Source organism: Pseudomonas sp. JV414 (assembly GCF_032424305.1).
Classification (GTDB): domain Bacteria; phylum Pseudomonadota; class Gammaproteobacteria; order Pseudomonadales; family Pseudomonadaceae; genus Aquipseudomonas; species Aquipseudomonas lini.
Genome location: NZ_VYKC01000022.1, coordinates 264,787 through 289,074, shown reverse-complemented (window position 1 = coordinate 289,074; position 24,288 = coordinate 264,787). Strand labels below are relative to the sequence as shown.

Genomic DNA, 24,288 nt, shown 5'->3' with positions numbered 1-24,288 from the left:
TTAAGCGACCGTCAGGGCAGAGACCACCAGATCGCAACTGCGCTGGGCATACGCCGTCAGCACCACGCGGATCTGCGGTAAGTCACGAGCCAGCACGGCGGCGAGCAAACGTTCAAACAACTCGAGGAATTCGCTCATCGAGGCCTTGCGCTGATCCAGCGCGAGGAAATACGCGCGGCTCATGGCCGGTTGCAGATTCTCGACGGTTTCCTGCAAATACGGGTTGTTGGCGAACGGATACGCCGCGCGCATCACGCTGAAGCTGTCGTCGACGAACGTGCGGATGTCCTGGCGTTCGTAGCTGTCGGTCAGGCGCTGCTGGATCTCCACGAACGGCGCCATGTCGGCCTGGACTTGCCAGCCGCTGGCCACCGCGTTGCCGAGCAGAATGTACAACTCGCTCATCAACGTGCACAGGCTCTGCACCTTGTGCGCCGTGAGTTCGGTCACGTGGGCACCACGTCGCGGCAAAATCGCGATCAAGTGGCGGCGCTCGAGAATCAGCAAGGCCTCACGGACTGAACCGCGGCTGACATTGAGCGCCAGCGTGACCTTCTGTTCCTGAATGCGCTCCCCCGGCTTCATTTCGCCGCGAATGATACGTTCGGCGAGGTGGTGAGCGATTTGCTCGGCGAGGCTGTCCGGCGCCTTGAACGTCATGGTTGTCCTTCAAACTCTTCGATCTGCACAAGCGGCGCAGTGTAGCGCAATTGATGGGTCATGGCGGAGTGCCCACCCAGCGGTTTTTGGCACGATTCAAGCAAAAGGCAAGCTATCCCGTGAGGGTCAATAATGAAGGAACGAGTCGTTGATCGACAAAATGCTATTTCCTGACCTTTAAGTCAGAAAATCATTGACCGTAAAGTCAGACCTGATAAATTCAGCTCATGTCGGTTAACAACAATAATGAGTTTGCGAGGCCTTCCGTGATCCAGTTTTTACTAAACCAGGAACTCCGTAGCGAGCACGCCCTGGACCCGAACCTGACCGTGCTCAATTACCTGCGCGAACATGTGGGCAAACCCGGCACCAAAGAAGGCTGCGCCAGCGGCGACTGTGGCGCCTGCACCGTGGTGGTCGGCGAGCTACAAACGGACGACGACGGCCGCGAACACATTCGCTATCGCAGCCTCAACTCGTGCCTGACGTTCGTCTCCTCCTTGCACGGCAAGCAACTGATCAGCGTCGAAGACCTCAAGTACCAAGGCGAACTGCACAGCGTGCAAAAAGCCATGGTCGAGTGCCACGGCTCGCAATGCGGTTTCTGCACACCCGGCTTCGTGATGTCGCTGTTCGCGCTGCAAAAGAACAGCGATCAACCGGATTCTCACAAGGCTCACGAAGCGCTGGCCGGCAACCTCTGCCGCTGCACCGGCTATCGGCCGATCCTCGCCGCTGCCGAACAATCCTGCTGCGGCAAACAACCCGACCAATTCGATGCCCGCGAAGCGGACACCATCGCTCGTCTGAAAGCCATCGCTCCCACCGACATCGGCGAACTCAATAGTGGCGACAAACGCTGCCTGGTGCCGCTGACCGTGGCCGATCTGGCTGACCTCTATGACGCTTATCCACAGGCCCGCTTGTTGGCCGGTGGCACCGATCTGGCACTGGAAGTCACGCAGTTCCACCGCACCTTGCCGGTGATGATCTACGTCGGCAACGTCGCTGAAATGAAACGCATCGAACGCTTCGACGATCGTCTGGAAATCGGCGCCGCCACCGCCCTCTCCGACTGCTACGACGCCTTGAAGGCCGAGTACCCGGACTTCGGCGAATTGCTGCAACGCTTCGCGTCCTTGCAGATCCGCAACCAGGGCACCCTCGGCGGCAACATCGGCAACGCCTCGCCGATCGGTGACTCGCCACCACTACTGATCGCCCTCGGCGCGCAGATCGTCCTGTGCAAAGGCGAAGCCCGCCGCACCATGGCACTGGAAGATTACTTCATTGATTACCGGGTCACCGCACGCCAGGAAAGCGAGTTCATCGAAAAGATCATCGTGCCGCGCGCCAGCGTTGAACAGCTGTTCCGCGCCTACAAGGTGTCCAAGCGTCTGGACGACGACATTTCCGCGGTTTGTGCCGCGTTCAACCTGCGCATCGACACCGGCGTGATCGCCGACGCCCGCGTTGCTTTCGGCGGCATGGCGGCCATTCCAAAACGCGCCAAACACTGCGAAGTCGCCCTGCTGGGTGCGCCGTTCAACAACGCCACCCTCGAACGCGCCTGCGCTGCATTGGCCGAAGACTTCACGCCACTCTCAGACTTCCGCGCCAGCAAGGAATACCGCCTGCTCAGTGCGCAGAATCTGCTGCGTAAATACTTCATCGAACTGCAAACACCGCACATCGAGACTCGGGTGACCGCTTATGTCTAATCATCACGCTGTAGAGAAGACCCAAGCCGAACTGGCTGAATTGTTCGCCAAGGACCTGACCACCGGCGTCGGCCGCAGCGTCAAGCACGACAGCGCCGACAAGCATGTGTCCGGTGAAGCGCAGTACATCGACGATCGGCTGGAATTCCCCAATCAGTTGCACGTTTACGCACGGCTGTCGGACCGCGCCCACGCGAAAATCATCAGCATCGATACCAAGCCCTGCTACGCCTTCGAAGGCGTGCGCATCGCCATCACCCACGAAGATGTGCCAGGCCTGAAAGACATCGGCCCACTGTTGCCGGGCGATCCGTTGCTGGCCATCGATGACGTGCAATTCGTCGGTCAACCGGTACTCGCCGTGGCGGCGAAAGACCTGGAAACCGCGCGCAAAGCGGCCATGGCCGCGATCATCGAATACGAAGACCTCGAACCGGTTCTGGACGTGGTCGAAGCTCTGCGCAAACGCCATTTCGTGCTCGACAGTCATACGCATCAGCGCGGCGATTCGGCCACCGCGCTTTCTACTGCAGAGCATCGCATCCAAGGCACGCTGCACATCGGCGGCCAGGAGCACTTTTATCTGGAAACCCAGATATCTTCGGTGATGCCGACTGAAGACGGCGGCATGATCGTTTACTGCTCGACCCAGAACCCCACCGAAGTGCAGAAGCTGGTGGCGGAAGTGCTGGACGTGTCGATGAACAAAATCGTCGTCGACATGCGCCGCATGGGCGGTGGTTTCGGCGGCAAGGAAACCCAGGCTGCGAGCCCTGCATGCCTGTGCGCAGTGATTGCGCACCTGACCGGCCAGCCGACCAAAATGCGCCTGCCGCGGGTCGAAGACATGCTGATGACCGGCAAGCGCCATCCGTTCTACGTCGAGTACGACGTGGGCTTCGACAGCACTGGCCGCCTGCACGGCATTGCGCTGGAACTGGCCGGCAACTGCGGTTGCTCGCCGGATTTGTCGGCGTCAATTGTCGACCGCGCGATGTTCCATGCCGACAACTCGTACTACCTGGGCGACGCGACCATCAACGGTCACCGCTGCAAGACCAACACCGCGTCAAACACCGCTTACCGTGGTTTCGGCGGCCCGCAAGGCATGGTCGCCATCGAAGAAGTGATGGACGCGATTGCCCGCCACTTGGGCCTCGATCCGCTGGCGGTGCGCAAGGCCAACTACTACGGCAAGACCGAGCGCAACATCACCCATTACTACCAGACCGTCGAGCACAACATGCTCGAGGAAATGACCGCGGAACTTGAAGAAAGCAGCCAGTACGCCGAACGCCGCGAAGCGATCCGTCGCTACAACGCCAACAGCCCGATCCTGAAAAAAGGCCTGGCGCTGACGCCGGTGAAATTCGGTATTTCCTTCACCGCCAGCTTCCTCAATCAGGCCGGTGCGCTGATCCACATCTACACCGACGGCAGCATCCACCTGAACCACGGCGGCACCGAAATGGGCCAGGGTTTGAACACCAAGGTTGCGCAAGTCGTGGCTGAAGTGTTCCAGGTGGAAATGGACCGCGTGCAGATCACCGCGACCAACACCGACAAGGTGCCAAACACTTCGCCAACCGCTGCTTCAAGCGGCGCCGACCTCAATGGTAAAGCGGCGCAAAACGCGGCGGAAATCATCAAGAAACGCCTGGTGGAATTCGCCGCACGGCAATACAAGGTCAGCGAAGAAGACGTGGAATTCCACAACGGTCACGTGCGGGTTCGCGATCACATCCTGACGTTTGAATCGCTGATCCAGCAGGCGTATTTCGCTCAGGTTTCGCTGTCGAGCACCGGCTTCTACAAGACCCCGAAAATCTACTACGACCGCAGCCAGGCGCGGGGTCGGCCGTTCTACTACTACGCCTTCGGTGCAGCCTGTGCCGAGGTGATCGTCGACACCCTGACCGGCGAGTACAAGATGCTGCGCACCGACATCCTTCACGATGTCGGCGACTCGCTGAACCCGGCGATCGACATCGGTCAGGTCGAGGGTGGTTTCATCCAGGGCATGGGTTGGCTGACCATGGAAGAACTGGTGTGGAACAACAAAGGCAAACTGATGACCAACGGCCCGGCCAGCTACAAGATCCCGGCGGTGGCAGACATGCCATTGGACCTGCGGGTGAAGCTGGTGGAAAACCGCAAGAACCCGGAAGACACGGTATTCCATTCCAAGGCCGTGGGTGAGCCGCCGTTCATGCTCGGCATCGCTGCGTGGTGCGCGATCAAGGACGCCGTGGCGAGCCTGGGCGACTACCAGCATCAACCGAAAATCGACGCACCGGCGACCCCGGAGCGGGTGTTGTGGGGCTGTGAGCAGATGCGGCAGTTGAAGGTGGCCAAGGCCGCCGAAGCTGAGCCGGAGTTGGCTTCGCTTTAAGACCGCGTTGCGGCCATCGCAGGCAAGCCAGCTCCCACAGGTACGATGCAATCCTTGTGGGAGCGTGGCTTGCCCGCGATGAGGCCCGAACAGACAACAATGTTGTAGGGGTGAAAACATGTACAACTGGATCGACGCCCTCGCCGACCTGCAAACCCGGGGTGAACCCTGTGTGTTGGTGACTATCATCGAAGAGCTCGGCTCGACGCCGCGTAATGCCGGCTCGAAGATGGTCATCAGCGCCACGCAAACGTTCGACACCATCGGTGGCGGGCATCTGGAATACAAGGCCATGCAGATCGGCCGCGAGATGCTGGCCAGCGGCCGGCAGGACACCCATCTGGAGCGTTTCAGCCTCGGCGCCAGCCTGGGTCAGTGCTGCGGTGGCGTGACGGTGTTGCTGTTCGAACCGATGGGCCAGGTCCAGGCGCAAATCGCCGTGTTCGGTGCCGGTCACGTCGGTCGGGCGCTGGTGCCGCTGCTCGCCAGCCTGCCCTGCCGGGTGCGCTGGATCGACTCGCGGGAAGCTGAATTCCCTGAACAGATTCCCCACGGCGTGCGCAAAATCGTCACCGAAGAACCGCTGGATGAAGTCGATGACCTGCCCGCCAGCAGCTACTGCATCGTCATGACCCACAACCACCAGCTCGACCTCGAACTCACCGCCGCGATCCTCAAGCGCAACGACTTCGCCTACTTCGGCCTGATCGGTTCAAAGACCAAACGGGTGAAGTTCGAACACCGCCTGCGCGACCGTGGTTTCGACAACACCGTGCTGCAACGCATGCGCTGCCCGATGGGCATCGGCGAAGTCAAAGGCAAGTTGCCTGTGGAAATCGCCATCTCCATCGCCGGCGAAATCATCGCCACCTATAACGCGAATTTCGGCCAGCACACCGCCAGCGCCGGATCATCGATCGCCAAACTGCTGCCTGCTTCACGCCGCAGCCAAGCCACGAATTGAGAACCCCCATGCCTCTGACTCGCAAAGCCTACCGCGCCGCCCTCCTGCACAGCATCGCCGATCCCGCTGAAGTGGGTATCGAAGCCTCGTACGAGTATTTCGAAGACGGCCTGCTGGTGGTCGAAAACGGCCAGATCAGCGCCATCGGCCACGCCAGCGAATTACTGCCGACCCTGCCGGCCGACATCGAGATCACCCATTATCAGGACGCACTGATTACCCCGGGCTTCATCGACACCCACATCCACCTGCCGCAAACCGGCATGGTCGGCGCCTATGGCGAACAGCTTCTGGACTGGCTGAATACCTACACCTTCCCGTGCGAAAGCCAGTTCGCCAACAAGGCCCACGCCGATGAGGTCGCGGATATTTTCATCAAGGAGCTGCTGCGCAACGGCACCACCACTGCACTGGTGTTCGGCAGCGTGCATCCGCAATCGGTGAACTCGTTCTTCGAGGCTGCCGAACAGCTAGACCTGCGGATGATCGCCGGCAAGGTGATGATGGACCGCAACGCGCCGGACTACCTGACCGACACCGCCGAATCGAGCTACGTCGAAAGCAAGGCGCTGATCGAGCGCTGGCATGGCAAGGGTCGCCTGCACTACGCAGTCACCCCGCGCTTCGCCCCGACCAGCACCCCGGAACAACTGACCCTCGCCGGCCAGTTGCTCAGCGAATACCCGGATCTGTACATGCAGACCCACATCAGCGAAAACCTCAAGGAAGTCGAGTGGGTCAAGGCGCTGTTCCCGGAGCGCAAGGGCTACCTGGACGTCTACGATCACTACCAACTGCTCGGTGAGCGCTCGGTGTTCGCCCACGGCGTGCACCTGTGCGACGACGAATGTGCGCGACTGGCGCAGACAGGTTCAGCGATTGCGTTCTGCCCGACCTCGAACCTGTTCCTTGGTAGCGGTTTGTTCAATCTGCCGATGGCCGAGAAACACAAACTCAATGTCGGCCTCGGTACCGACGTCGGCGGCGGCACCAGTTTTTCGCTGCTACAAACCCTGAACGAAGCCTACAAAGTCATGCAACTGCAAGGCGCGCGACTGAGCCCGTTCAAGTCGCTGTACCTGGCCACCCTCGGCGGCGCCCGTGCCCTGCGCCTGGAAGACAAGATCGGTACCTTGCAACCGGGCACCGACGCGGACTTCCTGGTGCTGGACTACAACGCCACGCCACTGCTCAGCTATCGCCTGAAGCAGGCCAATAACATTGCCGAGACGTTGTTTGTATTGATGACGCTGGGGGATGATCGGACGGTGTTGCAGACGTATGCAGCGGGGAGTCTGGTGCATCAGCGCTAAGATTTTCCGGGCTGATCGTTCCCATGCTCCGCGTGGGAACGATCTGATACTCAAAAAAATCCCCCGCAACCGGAAGGCTGCGGGGGATTTTTTATCATCGGTACTTCAGAGCTTCGCCACCGGCCGCCCAGGTTTTTTGGTCTGCAACAAATGCGAAAACACCGCATGCAAATCATCCGACGCGCTTTCTTCGTCGAGGTTGAGTTTGCTGTCGATGTGGTCCATGTGATGCATCATCAGGTCCACCGCCAACGTCGCGTCCCGCGCTTCGATGGCGTTGATCAACTGGGTGTGTTCATCGTAGGAACAGTGGGAACGGTTGCCGCTCTCGTACTGGGCGATGATCAACGAAGTCTGGGACACCAGGCTGCGCTGGAAGCTGATCAGCGGCGCGTTTTTCGCCGCTTCGGCCAGTTTCAAGTGGAACTCGCCCGACAGACGGATTCCGGCACCACGATCGCCACGGGAGAAACTGTCGCGCTCGTCATTGACCATCTGCCGCAAGTCGGCAATCTCCTCGGCAGTGGCATGCTGAACCGCCAGTTCAGTGATCGCCCGCTCCACCAGACGTCGCGCCAGAAACACCTGACGAGCCTCTTCGACACTCGGGCTGGCGACGACAGCGCCGCGATTCGGTCGCAGCAACACCACGCCTTCATGGGCCAGACGCGACAGCGCGCGGCGAATGATGGTGCGGCTGACCCCGAAAATTTCCCCCAGCGCTTCTTCGCTCAACTTGGTGCCGGGCGCCAGACGCTGTTCGAGGATGGCCTCGAAGATATGCGCGTAGACAATATCGTCCTGGGTACCGCTACGGCCGGCTTTGCCTGCTCGCGGTTGTTTCTTGAGGGGTTGCAACTGTTCGTTCATGGGCACTCGAGTCGGGAGAACTGCGGCGAATTGACCGTGACTGTAATACGGCACAGTGGGTCGCTGGCAAGTATCGCGTAAAAAACACCGTAATTGTACACAATGGTAGGTGGCAACACGACTGTACGGCTGTTTGTCGCCTTCGCTGTATTGCAACGACCGGTTACGTTTCAGTTTAGGCTTGAACGCAGAATCCGTGGCTCAAACGCGATCCCCCGTAGGAGCTGCCGAAGGCTGCGATCTTTTGATCTTGTTTTTGAAAGCAAAGTCAAAAGATCGCAGCCTTCGGCAGCTCCTACAGGGGGGAGGTAGCGTCGCTTCGGACATCTTCAGCCGAACAAGGAACACCGCTGCCATGACCGACGCCACGCACACGCAGCTTCGCCCCCTGACTGATACATCCCCCTCGGCCATCGTCGCCGGGTTCATCGCCATGATGACCGGCTACACCAGCTCACTGGTGCTGATGTTCCAGGCCGGGCAAGCAGCGGGCCTGACTAGCGGGCAGATTTCGTCGTGGATCTGGGCGATCTCCATTGGCATGGCGGTGTGCTCGATCGGCTTGTCCTTGCGCTACCGCACCCCTATCACCATTGCCTGGTCGACCCCCGGCGCGGCGTTGCTGATCACCAGCCTGGGCGGTGTCAGCTACGGCGAGGCCATCGGCGCCTACATCACTTGCGCGGTGCTGGTGACCATTTGCGGCCTGACCGGCAGTTTCGAACGACTGGTGAAAAAGATTCCGGCCTCATTGGCGGCGGCGTTGCTGGCGGGGATTCTATTCAAGATCGGCAGCGAGATTTTCGTCGCCGCCCAGCACCGCACCGCGCTGGTTCTGGGTATGTTCTTTACGTATCTGCTGGTCAAGCGCCTGTCACCGCGCTACGCCGTGCTTGCCGCGCTATTGATCGGCACCGCGCTGTCGGGGTTTATGGGACTGCTGGACTTCAGTGGCTTCCATCTGGAAATCGCGACACCGGTCTGGACCACGCCGCATTTCTCCCTGGCTGCGACCATCAGCATCGGCATTCCGCTGTTCGTGGTGGCGATGACGTCGCAGAACATGCCGGGCATCGCCGTATTGCGCGCCGACGGCTACAACGTGCCGGCCTCGCCGCTAATCACCACCACCGGCATCGCCTCGTTGCTGCTGGCACCGTTCGGCTCCCATGGGATCAACCTGGCCGCCATCAGCGCGGCGATCTGCACCGGGCCGCATGCCCATGAAGATCGCAACAAGCGCTACACCGCAGCCTTCTGGTGCGGGATTTTCTACGGGATTGCCGGGGTGTTCGGCGCGACGCTGGCGGCGTTGTTTGCCGCATTGCCTAAAGAGCTGGTGCTGTCGATTGCCGCGCTGGCGCTGTTCGGCTCGATCATCAATGGGTTGAGCATTGCCATGGCGCAAGTGCAGGAACGGGAAGCAGCGCTGATTACCTTTATGGTGACGGCGTCGGGGCTGACGCTGTTTTCCATCGGTTCGGCGTTCTGGGGGATTGTGGCGGGAGTGTTGACATTGGTGATTCTGAACTGGCGCAAGGCCTGAGGGCCCCTTCGCGGGCAAGCCTCGCTCCTACAGGTTTTGCGTAACCCTTGTAGGAGCGAGGCTTGCCCGCGAAGGCATCCCCGAGATCGACATCGCAAGCCAAGCCATGCGCCTACAAAAAGCAGGCATAAAAAAACGGCGACCCTTGGGTCGCCGTTTTTTAGAACATCAAGCTACCGGATTGATCGGCTTTTCCGGGTACCAGACGTCGATCAGCGGGCTGACGGTTGCTTCGGTCAGTTCGCTGCGGCCTTTGAGCCAGGCTTCAACAGCGGCACGCTGCTCTTCGGAAACAGAGCCACGCTTCTGCAGGCAAACCAGACCGAAGTCGTCGCCGCCAACATAGCCCAGACCGTTGGCTTCCATGGCTTCTTTCAGGAAAGCGTCGAGGAAAGCATCAATGGCTTCATCAGCCAAATCTTCTTTGAAATCCAGGTTCAGTTCGAAACCCAGCTCTTGAAATTCATCGACGCACAGTTTTTTGCGCAGACGCTGGGAACGGTTAGTCGCCATTGGAACAATCCTCATAAGTAATAACGGGCCGCACTTTAGCAGTTTAAGGCGCCGATTGCCCGCCTCGGAACGGCACTACACCTACCGCCGGTAAAAAAATAGCGGATTAGCAGACCGGAGTACGGCACAAGCCGTTACACCTTGGGGCATAATGCCGACACTTTCATGACCGCTGAGGGAATTTATCTCCATGCCCTCGTCTTTTTCCCCTCGGCTGTAGGGTTTTATTTCAGATGATCAAATCTTTGCGTCCATTGCTGCTGGCCAGTCTTCTTCTGCCCCTGGCCCTCCCCATTTCCGCCGCTTCGATCAACACCGCGCTGTCGCCCAACGTCGAAAAGGCCCTCAAGGCCAGCAAACTGCAGGACAGTGCCCTGTCGCTAGTAATGATCCCGCTCAACGGTCCGGGCACCCCTACCATTCATAACGCTGACGTTTCGGTTAACCCGGCCTCGACCATGAAGCTGGTGACCACGTACGCCGCGCTGGAAATGCTTGGCCCGAACCACCAGTGGAAAACCGAGTTCTACACCGACGGCACCCTCAGCGGAGGCATCCTCAACGGCAACCTCTACCTCAAGGGTGGCGGCGACCCGAAGCTGAACATGGAAAAACTCTGGCTGCTGATGCGCGATTTGCGCGCCAACGGCGTGACCCAGGTCACCGGCGACCTGGTGCTGGACCGCGGCTTCTTCGTACAACCGCAACTGCCTGAATTCAACGACGACGGCAACGACGAGAACAAACCGTTCCTGGTCAAACCCGACGCGCTGCTGGTTAACCTCAAGGCCCTGCGCTTCGTGGCCCGCAACGACTCGGGCAAGGTCCTGGTGTCGGTCGAGCCGCCGATTGCCAGCATCCGCATCGACAATCAAGTCAAGGCGCTCAACTCCAAGCAATGCACCGGTGGCGTGCGCTACAACCCGGTGCCCCAGGCTGATGGCAGCGTCACCGTGACCGTTGGCGGCCAGTTGGGCGAAGGTTGCAGCTCCCAGACCTATCTGTCGCTGCTCGACCACGCGACCTACACCGCCGGCGCTGTGCGGGCGATCTGGAAAGAATTGGGTGGCAGCATCCAGGGCCAGGATCGTCTGGCACCGACACCGAGCAACGCCAAGGTGCTGGCCCGGGCCTATTCGCCAGACTTGGCGGAAATCATTCGCGACATCAACAAATACAGTAACAACACCATGGCTCAGCAGTTGTTCCTGAGCCTGGGCCAGAAGTTCCGCACTGATGCCGACGGTGACGACGCCAAGGCCGCCCAGCGCGTGGTGCGTCAGTGGCTGGCAAGAAAAGGCATCACCGCGCCGCACCTGGTGATGGAGAACGGCTCTGGCCTGTCCCGTGCCGAGCGAGTGAGTGCCCGTGAAATGGCCGCGATGCTGCAAGCCGCCTGGCGCAGCCCGTATTCCGCCGAGTTCATCAGCTCGATGCCAATCGCCGGCACCGACGGCACCATGCGCAAACGCCTAAAGACTACCGCGATGCGCGGTGAAGCCCACGTCAAGACCGGCACCCTGAACACCGTACGTGCCATTTCCGGCTACAGCCGCGACATCAATGGCAATACCTGGGCGGTGGTGGCGATCCTCAACGACAAGGCACCGTTTGGCGCCTCCTCGGTGCTGGATCAGGTGCTGCTGGATCTGTATCGCCAGCCGAAACTGCCGGAAACGGCTTCGGTGTTGTAACCCGATCGTCCAGACACTGGAGATCAAATGTGGGAGCGGGCTTGCTCGCGAAGAGGGCGTGTCAGTCGACATTAATGTTGCCTGACACACCGCCTTCGCGAGCAAGCCCGCTCCCACATTGATTTGGGTCAAAGCACAGCATTGCGATCAGTCCACAGGGTTTGCATGCAGCCTGGGTTAACTCATCTGCCCCTCAACCCGATCCCTTCCCGCCTGCTTCGCCGCATACACCCCTGAATCAGCCCGCAACAGCAGCGCATCCGCGCCCTCTCCGGCCCGCCAGCTGGCAATCCCGAAACTCGCGGTGACGATCCCTACCTCGTCGATCGGCGCACTGCGCAACCCTTGCCACAACTCCACGGCCAGCACATGAGCCTGTTCGCCGTCGATATCCGGACAGAGCACCATGAACTCTTCGCCTCCCAGGCGACAAAACACATCGGTGCGCCGCAGGCGACCGCCAATGCGCTCGCACACGGCCTGCAAAACCCGATCACCCACGGCATGACCGTGCTGATCGTTGATGCGCTTGAAATGATCGATGTCGAGCATGATCACCGATAACTCGCCACCGCCGCGCTCGACCCGGGCCATTTCGGTGGTCAGGCGCTCCTGGAAGTAACGACGGTTATGGATCCCGGTCAGGGAGTCGGTCACCGACAGTGCGCGCAATTCCTCTTCCACACGCTTGAGGTCGGAAATGTCCGAAATGTAGCCATGCCACAGCACACCGCCACCGGGCAATTCCTCCGGCGTCGCTTCTCCGCGGACCCAACGCAGACCACGCTCGGGCAATTGCACGCGGTACTCTTCACGCCAAGGGCTGAGGGTGTCAGCCGAGGCCAGGATCGACGCGCGGACCCGGCGCGTGTCCTGAGGATGAATCCGCGCGAACACCGCTTCGGCGTTGAGCAACAGCACGTCCGGCTCGAGTTCGTAGATATCGCGCATACCGTCGCTGGCGTAGATCACGCTGAAGCGCCCATCGAATTCCATCTTGAACTGGTAGATCCCACCGGGCACATGGGCGCTGAGTTTCTTCAACAACAGGTCGCGGGCCGCCAGGGCTTCGTGGACGCGCTTGCGCTCGGTGATGTCGATACAAATTGCCAGGTGCCCGACCCACAAGCCTTGCTCGTCGAGGACCGGGGTCGCCAGCATGTTCACCGTCAAGTGACTGCCGTCGTGGCGGACCAGCGTCCACTCCCGCGCTTCGTGACCGCCCTCTTCCCCACCTTCGACCAGCATCGCCTGACACGTCGGGATCGGCTTGCCATAGCGCGCGCTCAACTCCGCCGAGCGCGCTTCGAGTTCCCGGGGCAGGTGCAGATTTTCCAGGGTCATGTGGCCCACGACTTGCGCACTGAAGTAACCGAGCATCTGCTCTGCGCCGGCGTTGAAGGTGCTGATGATTCCGCGCAGGTCGGTGGCGATGATCGCCACCTGAGTCGCGGCATCCAGTACACCGCGCAACTGGCCATGCGTACCGCGCAACTCTTGCTCACGGTCGTGAAGTTCCTGGGTCCGCTGCTCCACCATTTTCAGTGCCCGCTGGCGCTGGCTGACCAGCACATAGAGAAACACACTGAGCAGCAGGCTGAGCAAACCGCCGAGCACCACCAGGCTGGCCACCGAGGAATGGTTGGCTTTCAGGAACGCGGCGCTGGGGCGCATATCCACTTGATAATCATGGTCGGCCAGACGGAGCAAACGCGTGGAAGACAAGTCACTGGCCCCCGCCGTGTTGGTCGACTCGTACAACACTTCGTGTTGATCATCGGTGGACAAGTCGAGGATACGCACCGAGAGAGAGTCATGATTCTCTTCCGGCAACCCGTCCGCCAACAGCTGGCGCATGCTGATCACCGCCATGACATACCCGGCGGGCGCGGCACTCGCAAGGTTCTGACGGATAACCGGAGCCACCAGCAACACGCCCCGCGAATAGGCAGGCTCGATGCCTACCAGATGCAACGGTTGCGACACGACCATACGGCCATTGCGATCGGCCCGTTCCAAGGTCGAACGACGCAGCGCTTGGGCCAGCAGGTCGTAACCCAGCGGCGTGGGCAATCGGCTTTGGGTTTGGGTGTAGAGCACCGGTACGTACTCATCCCGTTCCGTGGCCGGTTGCAACTGGCCGTCGGCGGTGAGTTCGCGAAAGGTGAAACCGCTCAAGCCTTCTTCTCGCACCACGCGTTCAAGCAGGGGACGTTCGGTGTGAGAAACCCGGGGAGCCCAGGAGTAAGCTTGGGTGCGATGCAAAAGAGGTTTGGCGTAACCGTCGAATTCCTCGCGAGACACCGATTCGGAATTGACGAAGAACCGGCGCAGGCCGTCGAGGCGCTGCTCCTGATCTTCGAAACGTTCTTCGATACGGCTGTAACGCTCACTGGCGAGCAGTTGAAAACGTTGCCGCAATTGCTGATGAAATTGATTGAACGTCGCCCAGGCCAGCAATCCCGTGAGAATCCCGCCGACGAGCAACGCCAGCAGCGCGACCAGCCAGGCCGAAACATCTTCGCGGATAAAACCCAGGATCTTGGGGCGCACGGCGTGCAACGACATAGATACAACTCAAAACGCCAGGTGCCGGAAAAGCCCATTGGCCATGAGTTGAGTTATAGCTATTAGCCACTAATTTGACCAGCACTGAAAGAACCCAAGAGCCTTTAAAAATCAAGGCTCTGTGGATCCAATCAGGCTCAAGTGTCAGCGAGCAGTGATCTTCCAGGCACGGTGGATCTTGCCATTACGGGCGAAATCCGGATCGATGGTCTGGGCGGTGATTTCTTCAACGGCATAACGCTCGGTGAGGTTTTCCTCAAGCGTGAACTTGCGGAAGTTGTTGGAGAAGTACAACACCCCGCCCGGCGCCAGACGCGCCATGGCCAAGTCGATCAACTGCACCTGATCACGCTGCACATCGAAGATCCCTTCCATGCGCTTGGAGTTGGAGAAGGTCGGCGGGTCGATGAAGATCAAGTCATACTCGTCACGGCAGGCATCGAGCCAGGCCATCACATCGCTTTGCTCCAGACGGTTCTTGTCGGAGAAACCGTTCAGCGACAGGTTGCGACGCGCCCAATCCAGATAGGTTTTCGACAGGTCGACGCTGGTGGTGCTGCGTGCACCGCCCTTGGCCGCATGAACGCTGGCGGTTGCGGTGTAGCAATACAGGTTGAGGAAGCGCTTGCCGGCCGCCTCTTTCTGAATCCGCATGCGCATCGGCCGGTGGTCGAGGAACAACCCGGTGTCAAGGTAGTCGGTGAGGTTCACCAGCAGCTGGATGCCGCCTTCGTTGACCTCGACGAACTTGCCCTGTGCTGCCTGACGCTCGTACTGCTTGGTGCCGCTCTGACGCTCGCGACGTTTGACCACTACGCGGTTCTTGTCGATGTTCAACGCTTGCGGGATCGCCGCCAAGGCATCGAACATCCGCGCCGAGGCTTTTTCCGGATCGATGGATTTCGGTGCGGCGTATTCCTGAACGTGGACCCAGTCGTGATACAGGTCGATGGCCATGGAATATTCCGGCATGTCGGCATCGTAGACGCGGTAGCAATCGATGCCCTCACGCTTGACCCACTTGCCCAGCGCCTTGAGGTTCTTTTGCAGACGGTTGGCAAACATCTGCCCGCCTTCGCTCAAGCGCGGTTGCTCGATCACCACCGGGGCCGGTTTGATCGGGTTGCCGTTCTTGTTGTACTTCTCGTACTTGCCCGGCGCTTCGATGTTCGACGGCACATCGGACTCGGCCTGTTCGCGCTCGATCTGGCGCTGCTCCGGAGTACGACGCTCGCCGGTGACAAACTGGTCTGGCGTGACCTTGATCAGCAGCAACTTGCACGGCAAGGCGCCGTTCCAGAACGAGTACTGCTTGTGGCTGCGAATACCCATGCGCTTGCCCAGGTCCGGGGCGCCAGTGAACACCGCCGCTTCCCAGTTCAAGCAGGCCTGACGCAGACGTTCGCCGAGGTTCTGGTAGAGGTAGAGCAGGCTCGCCTCATCGCCCAGACGCTCGCCGTAGGGAGGGTTGCAGATTACCAGGCCTTTCTGGTTCTGGTCCGGGCGCGGCTCGAACGTCGCGACTTCGCCCTGATAGATCTTGATCCACTCGCTCAGGCCGGCACGTTCGACGTTATTGCGGCCCGGTTGAATCAGGCGTGGGTCAGCTTCATAACCGCGTATCCACAGCGGTGGCTTGGCCAGGCCGGCTGCGGCACGTTCGGTGGCTTCTTCGTGGAGCTTTTTCCACAGCGCCGGCACGTGACCGAGCCAGGCGGTGAAGCCCCATTGCTCGCGACGCAGGTTCGGCGCCATGTCGGCGGCGATCATCGCGGCTTCGACGAGGAACGTACCGACACCGCACATCGGGTCAGCCAGTGCGCCGCCATCGGCGGCAATCCGTGGCCAGCCGGAACGGATCAGAATCGCCGCCGCGAGGTTTTCCTTCAGCGGCGCCGCGCCCTGCTGCAAGCGGTAACCACGCTGGTGCAGGCTGTGACCGGAAAGGTCGAGGGACAGAATCGCTTCGCCACGGTCCAGGCGCAGGTGAATACGCAGGTCCGGGTTGAGTTTGTCGATCGACGGACGATCGCCTTGCGGAGTACGCAGTTTGTCGACGATGGCGTCTTTAACTTTCAAGGCGCCGAAGTGGGTGTTGTCGATGCCCGAGCCGTGACCGCTGAATTCGACGGCCAGGGTGCCATCGTTGAGCATGTGGTCTTGCCACTCGATATCCAGCACGCCGTGATAGAGGTCTTCGGCGTCCTTCATCGGGAAGCGCTTGAGCACCAGCAGCACACGGTTCGCCAGACGCGACCACAGGCACAGGCGATAGGCGGTTTCCATGGTGGCCATGCCGCGCACAGCCGAGGTGTGTTCACGTGCTTCCTCAAGGCCAAGCCCGACGGCTTCCTCGATGAGCAGGCCTTCAAGGCCTTTGGGGCAAGTGAGGAAGAGTTCGAAACGATCGGACATGGTAATTCCAGAGCCTTTAGCTAAGTGAACCGGCAACGCATTGCCGATCCGGTTTTCAATCAGGCGCTTTTCTAACAGAACGCCCGCGTGGCACGAAGGTGTGCCGTCCCCACCCTGACTGCTCGGGTTAAAAGAGCTTAGATGCCAGGGCAGATAAAAAAGTTGATGCAACAAAATGTCATAAGTCGACCCTTCGTCGAATAGTCCCCAAGTGAACGGGTGTCATTCTCGTTAAAGGCCTCAACCCTCTCATCCCGCGCAGGGCCGATCATACCGGGCTTTGGCCAATAAACACGGGACAAATATCGTGTTACTTATGGCCATAGCATCTTTATGGTTACGTTCTTATGACAAAACGATCATTCCCTCGATGTGACGCATTGGTTAGAACTCAACTCAGGTTGACGTCGCAACGGCGTCAACACCTTGGCTCGCGACGCCGGCAGCGAGCCGCCAACGGCAGGATTTTTCTGCCTGACCTCGATTGAGGTCGACGCGATAAATACAGTCAACAAGTGAGGGCAACACCCTATGAGAAGACTTAAGCGTGATCCGTTGGAAAGAGCATTTTTGCGCGGATATCAATATGGCGTTGGTGGTAAATCCCGTGAGCTTTGCCCTTTTACTCTACCGTCGGTACGCCAAGCCTGGATCAATGGCTGGCGAGAAGGACGCGGCGACAACTGGGACGGTATGACCGGCACTGCGGGAATCCACAGACTCAACGAACTTCACGCCGTCGGCTAATACAGGGCACACACTCCGACACGACAATCTGATTACGCAACGACTTAACCACGCACGTCCCATCCGGACGGCGGGCTTCGGCCCAGGGGCTCCTTCGAGGAGCCCTTTTTTATGTCTGATATCTGGCTAAGCACGCCTGCGGAACTGGCTAAACACAATCCCCCTGTAGGCGCTGCCGAAGGCTGCGATCTTTTGATCTTGCCCTTGATTGTAAAAAGCAAAATCAAAAGATCGCAGCCTTCGGCAGCTCCTACATTGACCGTGTACACCGCACCCCAGATGTCAGCTAGCGCAGCGCGGCGATGGCATCCACCGACTCACGAATCAACGCCGGACCTTTATAGATGAAGCCGGAGTAGAGCTGCACCAAACTCGCACCCGCGGCGATTTTCTCAGCCGCGTGCTTGCCTTCGGTGATGCCGCCCACGGCGATGATCGGCAAGCGACCGGCCAGTTCCGCTGCCAGCACCTTCACCGTGTGAGTGCTCTTGTCGCGAACCGGTGCGCCGGACAACCCGCCCGCCTCGTCACCATGTTCCATGCCTTCGACGCCAACGCGACTCAGGGTGGTGTTGGTGGCAATCACCGCGTCCATCCCGGTTTCGATCAGCGCTTGGGCGACTTGAGCGGTTTCTTCGTCGGTCATGTCCGGCGCGATCTTGATCGCCAGCGGTACATGTTTGCCATGACGCAGGGCCAGTTCCGCCCGGCGGGTGGCCAGGTCGGCGAGCAATTGCTTGAGCGAATCGCCGAATTGCAGGCTGCGCAGGCCTGGAGTGTTCGGCGAACTGACGTTGACCGTCACATAGCTGGCGTGGGCATAGACCTTGTCCAGGCAGATCAGGTAGTCATCGACCGCACGCTCAACCGGCGTATCGAAGTTCTTGCCGATGTTGATGCCCAGCACGCCCTTGTACTTGGCCGCTGCCACGCGAGCGAGCAAGTGATCGACGCCGAGGTTATTGAAACCCATGCGGTTGATGATCGCCTCGGCGTCCGGCAAGCGGAAAATCCGTGGTTTCGGGTTGCCCGGTTGCGGACGCGGCGTGATGGTGCCGATTTCGACGAAACCGAAACCCAATTGGGCAAACCCGTCGATCGCTGCGCCGTTTTTGTCCAGACCCGCCGCCAAACCCACCGGGTTCGGGAACTCCAGGCCCATGACTGTCACCGGCATTTTCGCTGGCGCCTTGCACAGCAAGCCGTTAAGGCCCAAACGTCCGCCCGCGCCGATCAGGTCCAGGGACAGATCGTGGGAGGTTTCCGGGGAAAGTTTGAACAGCAGCTGACGGGCCAGGGTGTACATGGGCAGGCTTGACTCGGTTGGCGATGAGAGGCGGCGATTATAGCCGCGCATCAGGGCTTCACGCGAGGCGCGCAACAAAATCAGCCAGCGATGGCATATGCCTTGCACCGTCACAGGCATCAGCACTCATGCCAACGGCGGGATGAGTGGAAGGACAATGGCGTCGTCACCCGGCTTTGCCCACGCAAAGGCCTTGGGACGACGCTTTTTTTTGGAAGGTGCGAAATCGATGAACGAACCATCAGCCGGCCCACTGGCCTGGGTCAATGGCAGCGATGCCCCGGAAAAAACCGCAATCAACCTCGGCTTCATGGCCCTGAGCGACTGCGCCTCAGTGGTGGTCGCGGCCACTCAGGGCTTCGCCCAACCGTACGGTCTGACCCTGAACCTCAAGCGCCAATCATCCTGGGCCAACCTGCGGGACAAACTGGTCAGCGGCGAACTCGACGCCGCCCACAGCCTGTACGGCCTGATTTACGCCGTGCACCTGGGCATCGGCGGCGTAGCCTCCACCGATATGGCCGTGCTCATGGGCCTGAATCAGAACGGCCAGAGCATCAACCTCTCCCACGGCTTGCAGGCCCTGGGCGTGACCAGTCCTGAAGCACTGGACCGGCATGTGCACCAAAGTCGCCCAAAACTGACCTTCGCCCAGACATTTCCTACGGGCACCCACGCCATGTGGCTGTATTACTGGCTCGCGAGCCAGGGTATTCATCCGTTGCAGGATGTCGACAGCGTGGTGGTCCCGCCGCCGCAAATGGTCGCGCACCTGCAAGCCGGGCGCATCGACGGCTTCTGCGTCGGCGAGCCATGGGCGGCCAGTGCGGTGCAGCAAAATCTCGGGTTTACCATGGCCACCAGCCAGACCCTCTGGCCCGATCACCCGGAAAAAGTCCTCGGCTGCACCCGCGCCTTCGTTGAGCAATACCCCAATACCGCACGGGCATTGGTGATGGCGATCCTCGAGGCCAGCCGATTCATCGAAGCCAGCCACGAAAATCGCCGCAGCACCGCGCAACTGTTGAGTGCACCCGAGTATCTGGATGCACCGCTCGATTGCATCGAACCGCGCTTGCTCGGTGACTACGCCGACGGCTTGGGTAATCGCTGGCAAGACCCGCACGCCATGCGTTTCCACGGTGGTGGTGAGGTCAATCTGCCGTATTTGTCCGACGGTATGTGGTTCATGACCCAGTTCCGGCGCTGGGGTTTGTTGCGTGATGACCCGGATTACCTCGGCGTGGCCCGTCAGGTCCAGCAACTAGACTTATACCGTGAGGCCGCCACTGCTGTCGGTGTGCCCGCCCGGAGTCAGGAAATGCGCAGCAGTCAATTGATCGACGGCAAAGTCTGGGACGGTTCGGACCCGGCCGGCTATGCCCGCAGCTTCACGCTGCACGCCATGAGCGACAGCGCTCCCCTTCTCGCCAGCCGCTGACAGGAGCCTGCGAATATGTTGCGTATCCTGCTGATCAATGACACTGCGAAAAAAGTCGGGCGTCTGAAGGCGGCCCTGACCGAAGCCGGGTTCGAGGTCATCGACGAGTCCGGTCTGACCATTGACCTGCCCGCGCGCGTCGAAACGGTGCGTCCGGACGTGATCCTGATCGATACCGAGTCACCGAGCCGCGATGTGATGGAGCAAGTGGTGCTGGTGACCCGCGACCAACCACGGCCGATTGTGATGTTCACCGACGAGCACGACCCCGACGTAATGCGCCGCGCAATCAAGTCCGGCGTCAGTGCCTACATCGTCGAAGGCATTCACGCACAACGCTTGCAGCCGATTCTCGACGTGGCCATGGCACGCTTTGAAAGCGACCAGGCCCTGCGCGCGCAACTGCACGCCCGCGACCAGCAACTGGCCGAGCGCAAGCGCATCGAGCTGGCCAAGGGGCTGCTGATGAAGATGAAGGACTGCAATGAAGAAGAGGCCTACACCCTGATGCGCCGCCAGGCCATGAGCCGCCAGCAGAAGCTGATACAGGTGGCGGAGCAGATCATTGCCATGAGTGAGTTGCTTGGCTGAAGTCTTGCGGAGCCTGTGCTGACGCCTTCGCGGGCAAGCCTCGCTCCTACAGGTGTTGTGTCGTTTACAACATCTGGATTCACCACAAAACCTGTAGGAGCGAGGCTTGCCCGCGAATGGCCACAACGCAATCTCACGTGTTGGCACAAATCTCGCTAAGTAAATCCCTGCAAGGTAACCAACGGCGGTTGCCCCACCTACGACAAAGACGTCGCTCACCTCATTCGCCCCCCTTGGCGGATCGGGTAGCGGCGTTTTTCCGTTTTGGCCCCAGAGACCGGGGCCGGTGGTGCGGCCATAGCGGCGCCCACCTGCAAGCTCATGACTCCTTCTTGATACGCCTGACAGCTGAGGTGCGCGATGAATTCAAGCTTCTGGAAATCCGGCCATACCCCGACCCTGTTCGCAGCCTTTCTCTATTTCGATCTGAGCTTCATGGTCTGGTACCTGCTCGGCCCAATGGCGGTGCAGATCGCCGCTGACCTGCAGCTGACCACCCAACAACGCGGGCTGATGGTGGCCACGCCGATTCTGGCTGGCGCTGTGTTGCGCTTTGCGATGGGCCTGCTGGCTGATCGCCTGTCGCCAAAAACCGCCGGGATAATCGGCCAGGTGATCGTCATCTGCGCCCTGTTCGTCGCCTGGAAAGTCGGCATCCACAGTTACGAGCAAGCGCTGTTGCTGGGCCTGTTCCTCGGCATGGCCGGTGCGTCCTTCGCCGTCGCCCTGCCGTTGGCCTCGCAATGGTATCCGCCCCAGCACCAAGGCAAAGCCATGGGCATTGCCGGTGCCGGTAACTCGGGCACCGTGCTCGCTGCCTTGATCGCCCCGGTATTGGCCGCTGCATTTGGCTGGAGCAACGTGTTCGGCTTCGCCCTGATCCCGCTGATCCTGACCTTGATCGTCTTCGCCTGGCTGGCCAAAAATGCACCCGAGCGCCCGAAACCCAAGTCCGTGTCTGATTATTTCAAGGCCCTGGGTGATCGCGACAGCTGGTGGTTCATGTTTTTCTACAGCGTGACCTTCGGCGGTTTCATCGGTCTGGCCAGCGCCCTGCCCGGCTACTTCAACGACCAATACGGCCTGAGCCCGGTGACCGCCGGCTACTACACTGCTGCTTGTGTGTTCGGAGGCAGCCTGATGCGTCCGTTGGGCGGCGCGCTGGCGGATCGCTTCGGCGGGATTCGCACCCTGCTGGCGATGTACACCGTGGCAGCGATCTGCATTGCGACAGTGGGCTTCAATCTGCCGAGTTCCTACGCCGCGTTGGCGCTTTTCGTCTGCACCATGCTCGGTTTGGGTGCAGGCAACGGTGCGGTATTCCAGTTGGTCCCGCAGCGTTTTCGTCGGGAGATTGGTGTAATGACCGGGCTGATCGGCATGGCCGGCGGCATCGGTGGCTTCGCACTGGCAGCCGGCATGGGCGCGATCAAGCAAAGCACCGGCAGCTATCAGCTGGCGTTGTGGTTGTTCGCAAGCCTCGGTGTACTTGCCTGGTTCGGTCTGCATGGTGTGAAACGTCGCTGGAGAACCACTTGGGGTTCGGCAGCCGTCACCGCAGCACGGGTGTGAGGACTGAATGAGCCTGCAACTGAGCTTCGCCGAACACAGCGCCATCGGCCCCCGCGAAGAGAACCAGGACGCTCTGCGCCTGGTCACTCCGGCCCCGGCGCTGGCGGCGAGCAAGGGTTACCTGTTCGCCATCGCCGACGGCGTCAGCCAATGTGCCGATGGTGGTCTCGCGGCCCGTTCAACCTTGCAGGCCTTGGCGCTGGACTACTACGCCACCCCGGAAACCTGGGGTGTCGCCCAGGCATTGGACCGTCTGCTACTGGCGCAAAATCGCTGGTTGCAGGCTAATGGCGGCGGGCAACCGCTGCTGACCACGGTCAGTGCCTTGGTGCTGCGCGGCCGGCGTTTCACCCTGGCGCATGTCGGCGATTGCCGGGTTTATCGCTGGCACGCCGACACGCTGCAACGGGTGAGTGAGGATCACGTCTGGGACCAGCCGGGCATGCAACATGTGCTTAAGCGGGCCCTTGGGCTGGATCAACACTTGGTGCTGGACTTTCTCGATGGAGAACTGCGCCTGAACGAGAGTTTCGTGTTGCTCAGCGACGGCATTTGGGCCGTGCTGGGTGACACCGCCATTGCGGGCATTTTGCGCGATCAACCTGACCTGAACAGTGCCGCGCAGACCTTGGTCAGCGCTGCGCACCTGGCCGGCAGTCAGGACAATGCCAGCGCCCTGCTGGTGCGGGTCGATGCCCTCGGTGAAACCAGCATTGGCGATGCACTGATTCATCTGCAGCAATGGCCACTCCCGCCTGCGCTGAAGCCGGGCCAGACTTTCGAAGGCTGGCAGGTCGAAGGGATCCTCGGCCAGAGCCAGCAATCGCTGCTCTACCGGGTGCGCGACGCACAACAACAGCCCTGGCTGCTGAAAACCTTGCCCGGTGCGCTGCGTGACGATCATCAGGCCGGGCAGGCGTTGTTGTCGGAGGAATGGTTTCTCAAGCGTGTGGCCGGGCGGCATTTTCCTGAAGTCCATGCCGCCAGTCAGCGTCAGCATTTGTACTACGTGATGCGTGAATATTCCGGGTCGACCTTGGCGGAACTGCATGAGCGTGTCGCAACGCTGCCATTGGCTCAATGGCTGGACCTGGCCGAACGCTTGCTGCGGGCCATCGGCATATTGCATCGACGGCAGATTCTGCATCGCGATATCAAACCGGAGAACCTGCTGCTAGGGGACGACGGTGAGCTGCGCCTGCTGGACTTCGGCCTCGCCTACTGCCCCGGGCTGTCCGAAGATCAAGCTTGCGCCCTGCCCGGAACGCCCAGCTATATCGCGCCGGAAGCCTTTCGAGGTGATCCTCCTACACCACAACAGGATTTGTATGCGGTCGGCGTGACCTTGTATTACCTGCTGACCGGGCATTATCCCTACGGCGAAATCGAAGCGTTCCAGCGCCCCCGGTTTGGTGTGCCTGTCAGCGCCAGTCGCTACCGGCCCGACCTGCCGGAATGGATTGCGCAAAGTCTGGAGCGCGCGGTGGCGGCGGCTCCGGATCAGCGTTTTGAAACGGCGGAAGAATGGTTGTTGCTACTGGAACAGGGAGAACGACGCAGTTTGAGCGTACGCCCCAGACCGTTGCTGGAGCGCGAACCGCTGAAAGTCTGGCGGACGTTGGCGCTGGTGTCGTTGCTGGTGAATCTGGTGCTGCTGTTTTTACTCTTTCATAACTGACCAGAAGATCAAAAGATCGCAGGCTGCGCCAGCTCCTACGGGTGCCCACGATCTCCTGTAGGAGCTGGCGCAGCCTGCGATCTTTTGATCTTTCTGCTTCAAAACCGGGCGTCGCGCCTTTAACCGGTGCACGCAAACACCCTTCTCCCATGATGAGAACCCATAAATTCGGCATTTGTGCGACTTGGCACAACCACTGCATTACCTTTCCCAACATACATAAAGCCCAACCTTCAACGTAGAAGGCTGCGCTGCCCGAGAGAACGGGACAAGGACAAAGGCGTCCTCGCTAGTTAA

17 protein-coding genes are annotated in these 24,288 nt (G+C 60.3%); 11 read left to right on the top strand and 6 right to left on the bottom strand.

Annotated features, from left to right (window positions below):
- Entirely contained in the window at nucleotides 1-660 is a 660-nt protein-coding gene (locus tag F6R97_RS25320) for a GntR family transcriptional regulator (RefSeq protein WP_038979937.1), read from the bottom strand.
- Between the two features lie 266 nt (nucleotides 661-926).
- Between F6R97_RS25320 and xdhA the strand changes: the two genes are divergently transcribed.
- The 4 genes from xdhA (at nucleotide 927) to guaD (ending at nucleotide 7,050) form a co-directional block, all read left to right on the top strand.
- A complete protein-coding gene (xdhA, locus tag F6R97_RS25315; protein WP_315867258.1) occupies nucleotides 927-2,381 on the top strand; it encodes a xanthine dehydrogenase small subunit in 1,455 nt (484 codons plus the stop codon).
- Complete coding sequence (xdhB, locus tag F6R97_RS25310) at nucleotides 2,374-4,773, top strand: xanthine dehydrogenase molybdopterin binding subunit (RefSeq protein ID WP_038979935.1); 2,400 nt, start codon at nucleotides 2,374-2,376, stop codon at nucleotides 4,771-4,773. The genes xdhA and xdhB overlap by 8 nt, the downstream gene beginning before the upstream one ends.
- A gap of 118 nt (nucleotides 4,774-4,891) precedes the next feature.
- Entirely contained in the window at nucleotides 4,892-5,737 is an 846-nt protein-coding gene (gene xdhC / locus F6R97_RS25305) for a xanthine dehydrogenase accessory protein XdhC (protein ID WP_048394460.1), read from the top strand.
- Nucleotides 5,738-5,745: 8 nt separating this feature from the next.
- Complete coding sequence (guaD, locus tag F6R97_RS25300; RefSeq protein ID WP_038979933.1) at nucleotides 5,746-7,050, top strand: guanine deaminase; 1,305 nt, start codon at nucleotides 5,746-5,748, stop codon at nucleotides 7,048-7,050.
- Nucleotides 7,051-7,155: 105 nt separating this feature from the next.
- Here guaD and F6R97_RS25295 read toward each other — a convergent pair whose 3' ends face one another.
- Entirely contained in the window at nucleotides 7,156-7,920 is a 765-nt protein-coding gene (locus F6R97_RS25295; protein WP_038979932.1) for a GntR family transcriptional regulator, read from the bottom strand.
- 355 nt (nucleotides 7,921-8,275) lie between these two features.
- Here F6R97_RS25295 and F6R97_RS25290 point away from each other — a divergent pair, with 355 nt between their 5' ends.
- A complete protein-coding gene (locus F6R97_RS25290) occupies nucleotides 8,276-9,466 on the top strand; it encodes a benzoate/H(+) symporter BenE family transporter (RefSeq protein ID WP_315867257.1) in 1,191 nt (396 codons plus the stop codon).
- Nucleotides 9,467-9,634: 168 nt separating this feature from the next.
- Here F6R97_RS25290 and F6R97_RS25285 read toward each other — a convergent pair whose 3' ends face one another.
- On the bottom strand, nucleotides 9,635-9,979 hold the full coding sequence (locus tag F6R97_RS25285; protein WP_007896965.1) for a YggL family protein: 345 nt from the start codon (nucleotides 9,977-9,979) through the stop codon (nucleotides 9,635-9,637).
- A gap of 233 nt (nucleotides 9,980-10,212) precedes the next feature.
- Here F6R97_RS25285 and dacB point away from each other — a divergent pair, with 233 nt between their 5' ends.
- Nucleotides 10,213-11,673 carry a D-alanyl-D-alanine carboxypeptidase/D-alanyl-D-alanine-endopeptidase gene (dacB, locus tag F6R97_RS25280; protein ID WP_315867256.1) on the top strand — a complete coding sequence of 487 codons (1,461 nt, stop codon included), beginning with the start codon at nucleotides 10,213-10,215 and terminating at the stop codon, nucleotides 11,671-11,673.
- A 177-nt stretch (nucleotides 11,674-11,850) separates the two neighbouring features.
- On the opposite strand, the gene F6R97_RS25275 is transcribed toward dacB, so the two are convergent.
- On the bottom strand, nucleotides 11,851-14,241 hold the full coding sequence (locus tag F6R97_RS25275) for a GGDEF domain-containing protein (protein ID WP_048394456.1): 2,391 nt from the start codon (nucleotides 14,239-14,241) through the stop codon (nucleotides 11,851-11,853).
- A 144-nt stretch (nucleotides 14,242-14,385) separates the two neighbouring features.
- On the bottom strand, nucleotides 14,386-16,656 hold the full coding sequence (gene rlmKL / locus F6R97_RS25270; RefSeq protein WP_315867255.1) for a bifunctional 23S rRNA (guanine(2069)-N(7))-methyltransferase RlmK/23S rRNA (guanine(2445)-N(2))-methyltransferase RlmL: 2,271 nt from the start codon (nucleotides 16,654-16,656) through the stop codon (nucleotides 14,386-14,388).
- A gap of 531 nt (nucleotides 16,657-17,187) precedes the next feature.
- Between rlmKL and rmf the strand changes: the two genes are divergently transcribed.
- The gene (gene rmf, locus F6R97_RS25265; protein ID WP_003223300.1) at nucleotides 17,188-17,403 is read left to right on the top strand and encodes a ribosome modulation factor; all 216 of its coding nucleotides are present in this window, start codon (nucleotides 17,188-17,190) and stop codon (nucleotides 17,401-17,403) included.
- Nucleotides 17,404-17,689: 286 nt separating this feature from the next.
- On the opposite strand, the gene F6R97_RS25260 is transcribed toward rmf, so the two are convergent.
- Entirely contained in the window at nucleotides 17,690-18,709 is a 1,020-nt protein-coding gene (locus tag F6R97_RS25260) for a quinone-dependent dihydroorotate dehydrogenase (RefSeq protein ID WP_315867567.1), read from the bottom strand.
- A gap of 229 nt (nucleotides 18,710-18,938) precedes the next feature.
- On the opposite strand from F6R97_RS25260, the gene F6R97_RS25255 reads away from it, so the two are divergent.
- From F6R97_RS25255 to F6R97_RS25240, 4 genes are all read left to right on the top strand, one after another.
- Nucleotides 18,939-20,150 carry a CmpA/NrtA family ABC transporter substrate-binding protein gene (locus F6R97_RS25255; RefSeq protein WP_315867254.1) on the top strand — a complete coding sequence of 404 codons (1,212 nt, stop codon included), beginning with the start codon at nucleotides 18,939-18,941 and terminating at the stop codon, nucleotides 20,148-20,150.
- 15 nt (nucleotides 20,151-20,165) lie between these two features.
- A complete protein-coding gene (locus F6R97_RS25250) occupies nucleotides 20,166-20,741 on the top strand; it encodes an ANTAR domain-containing response regulator (RefSeq protein ID WP_008006986.1) in 576 nt (191 codons plus the stop codon).
- Nucleotides 20,742-21,101: 360 nt separating this feature from the next.
- Nucleotides 21,102-22,313 (top strand): nitrate/nitrite transporter, encoded by a 1,212-nt coding sequence (locus F6R97_RS25245; RefSeq protein WP_038979926.1) that lies wholly within the window; start codon nucleotides 21,102-21,104, stop codon nucleotides 22,311-22,313.
- A gap of 7 nt (nucleotides 22,314-22,320) precedes the next feature.
- Nucleotides 22,321-23,991, top strand: coding sequence for a bifunctional protein-serine/threonine kinase/phosphatase (locus F6R97_RS25240; protein WP_315867253.1), 1,671 nt, complete (start codon nucleotides 22,321-22,323; stop codon nucleotides 23,989-23,991).
- The last annotated feature ends 297 nt before the right edge of the window (nucleotides 23,992-24,288 follow it).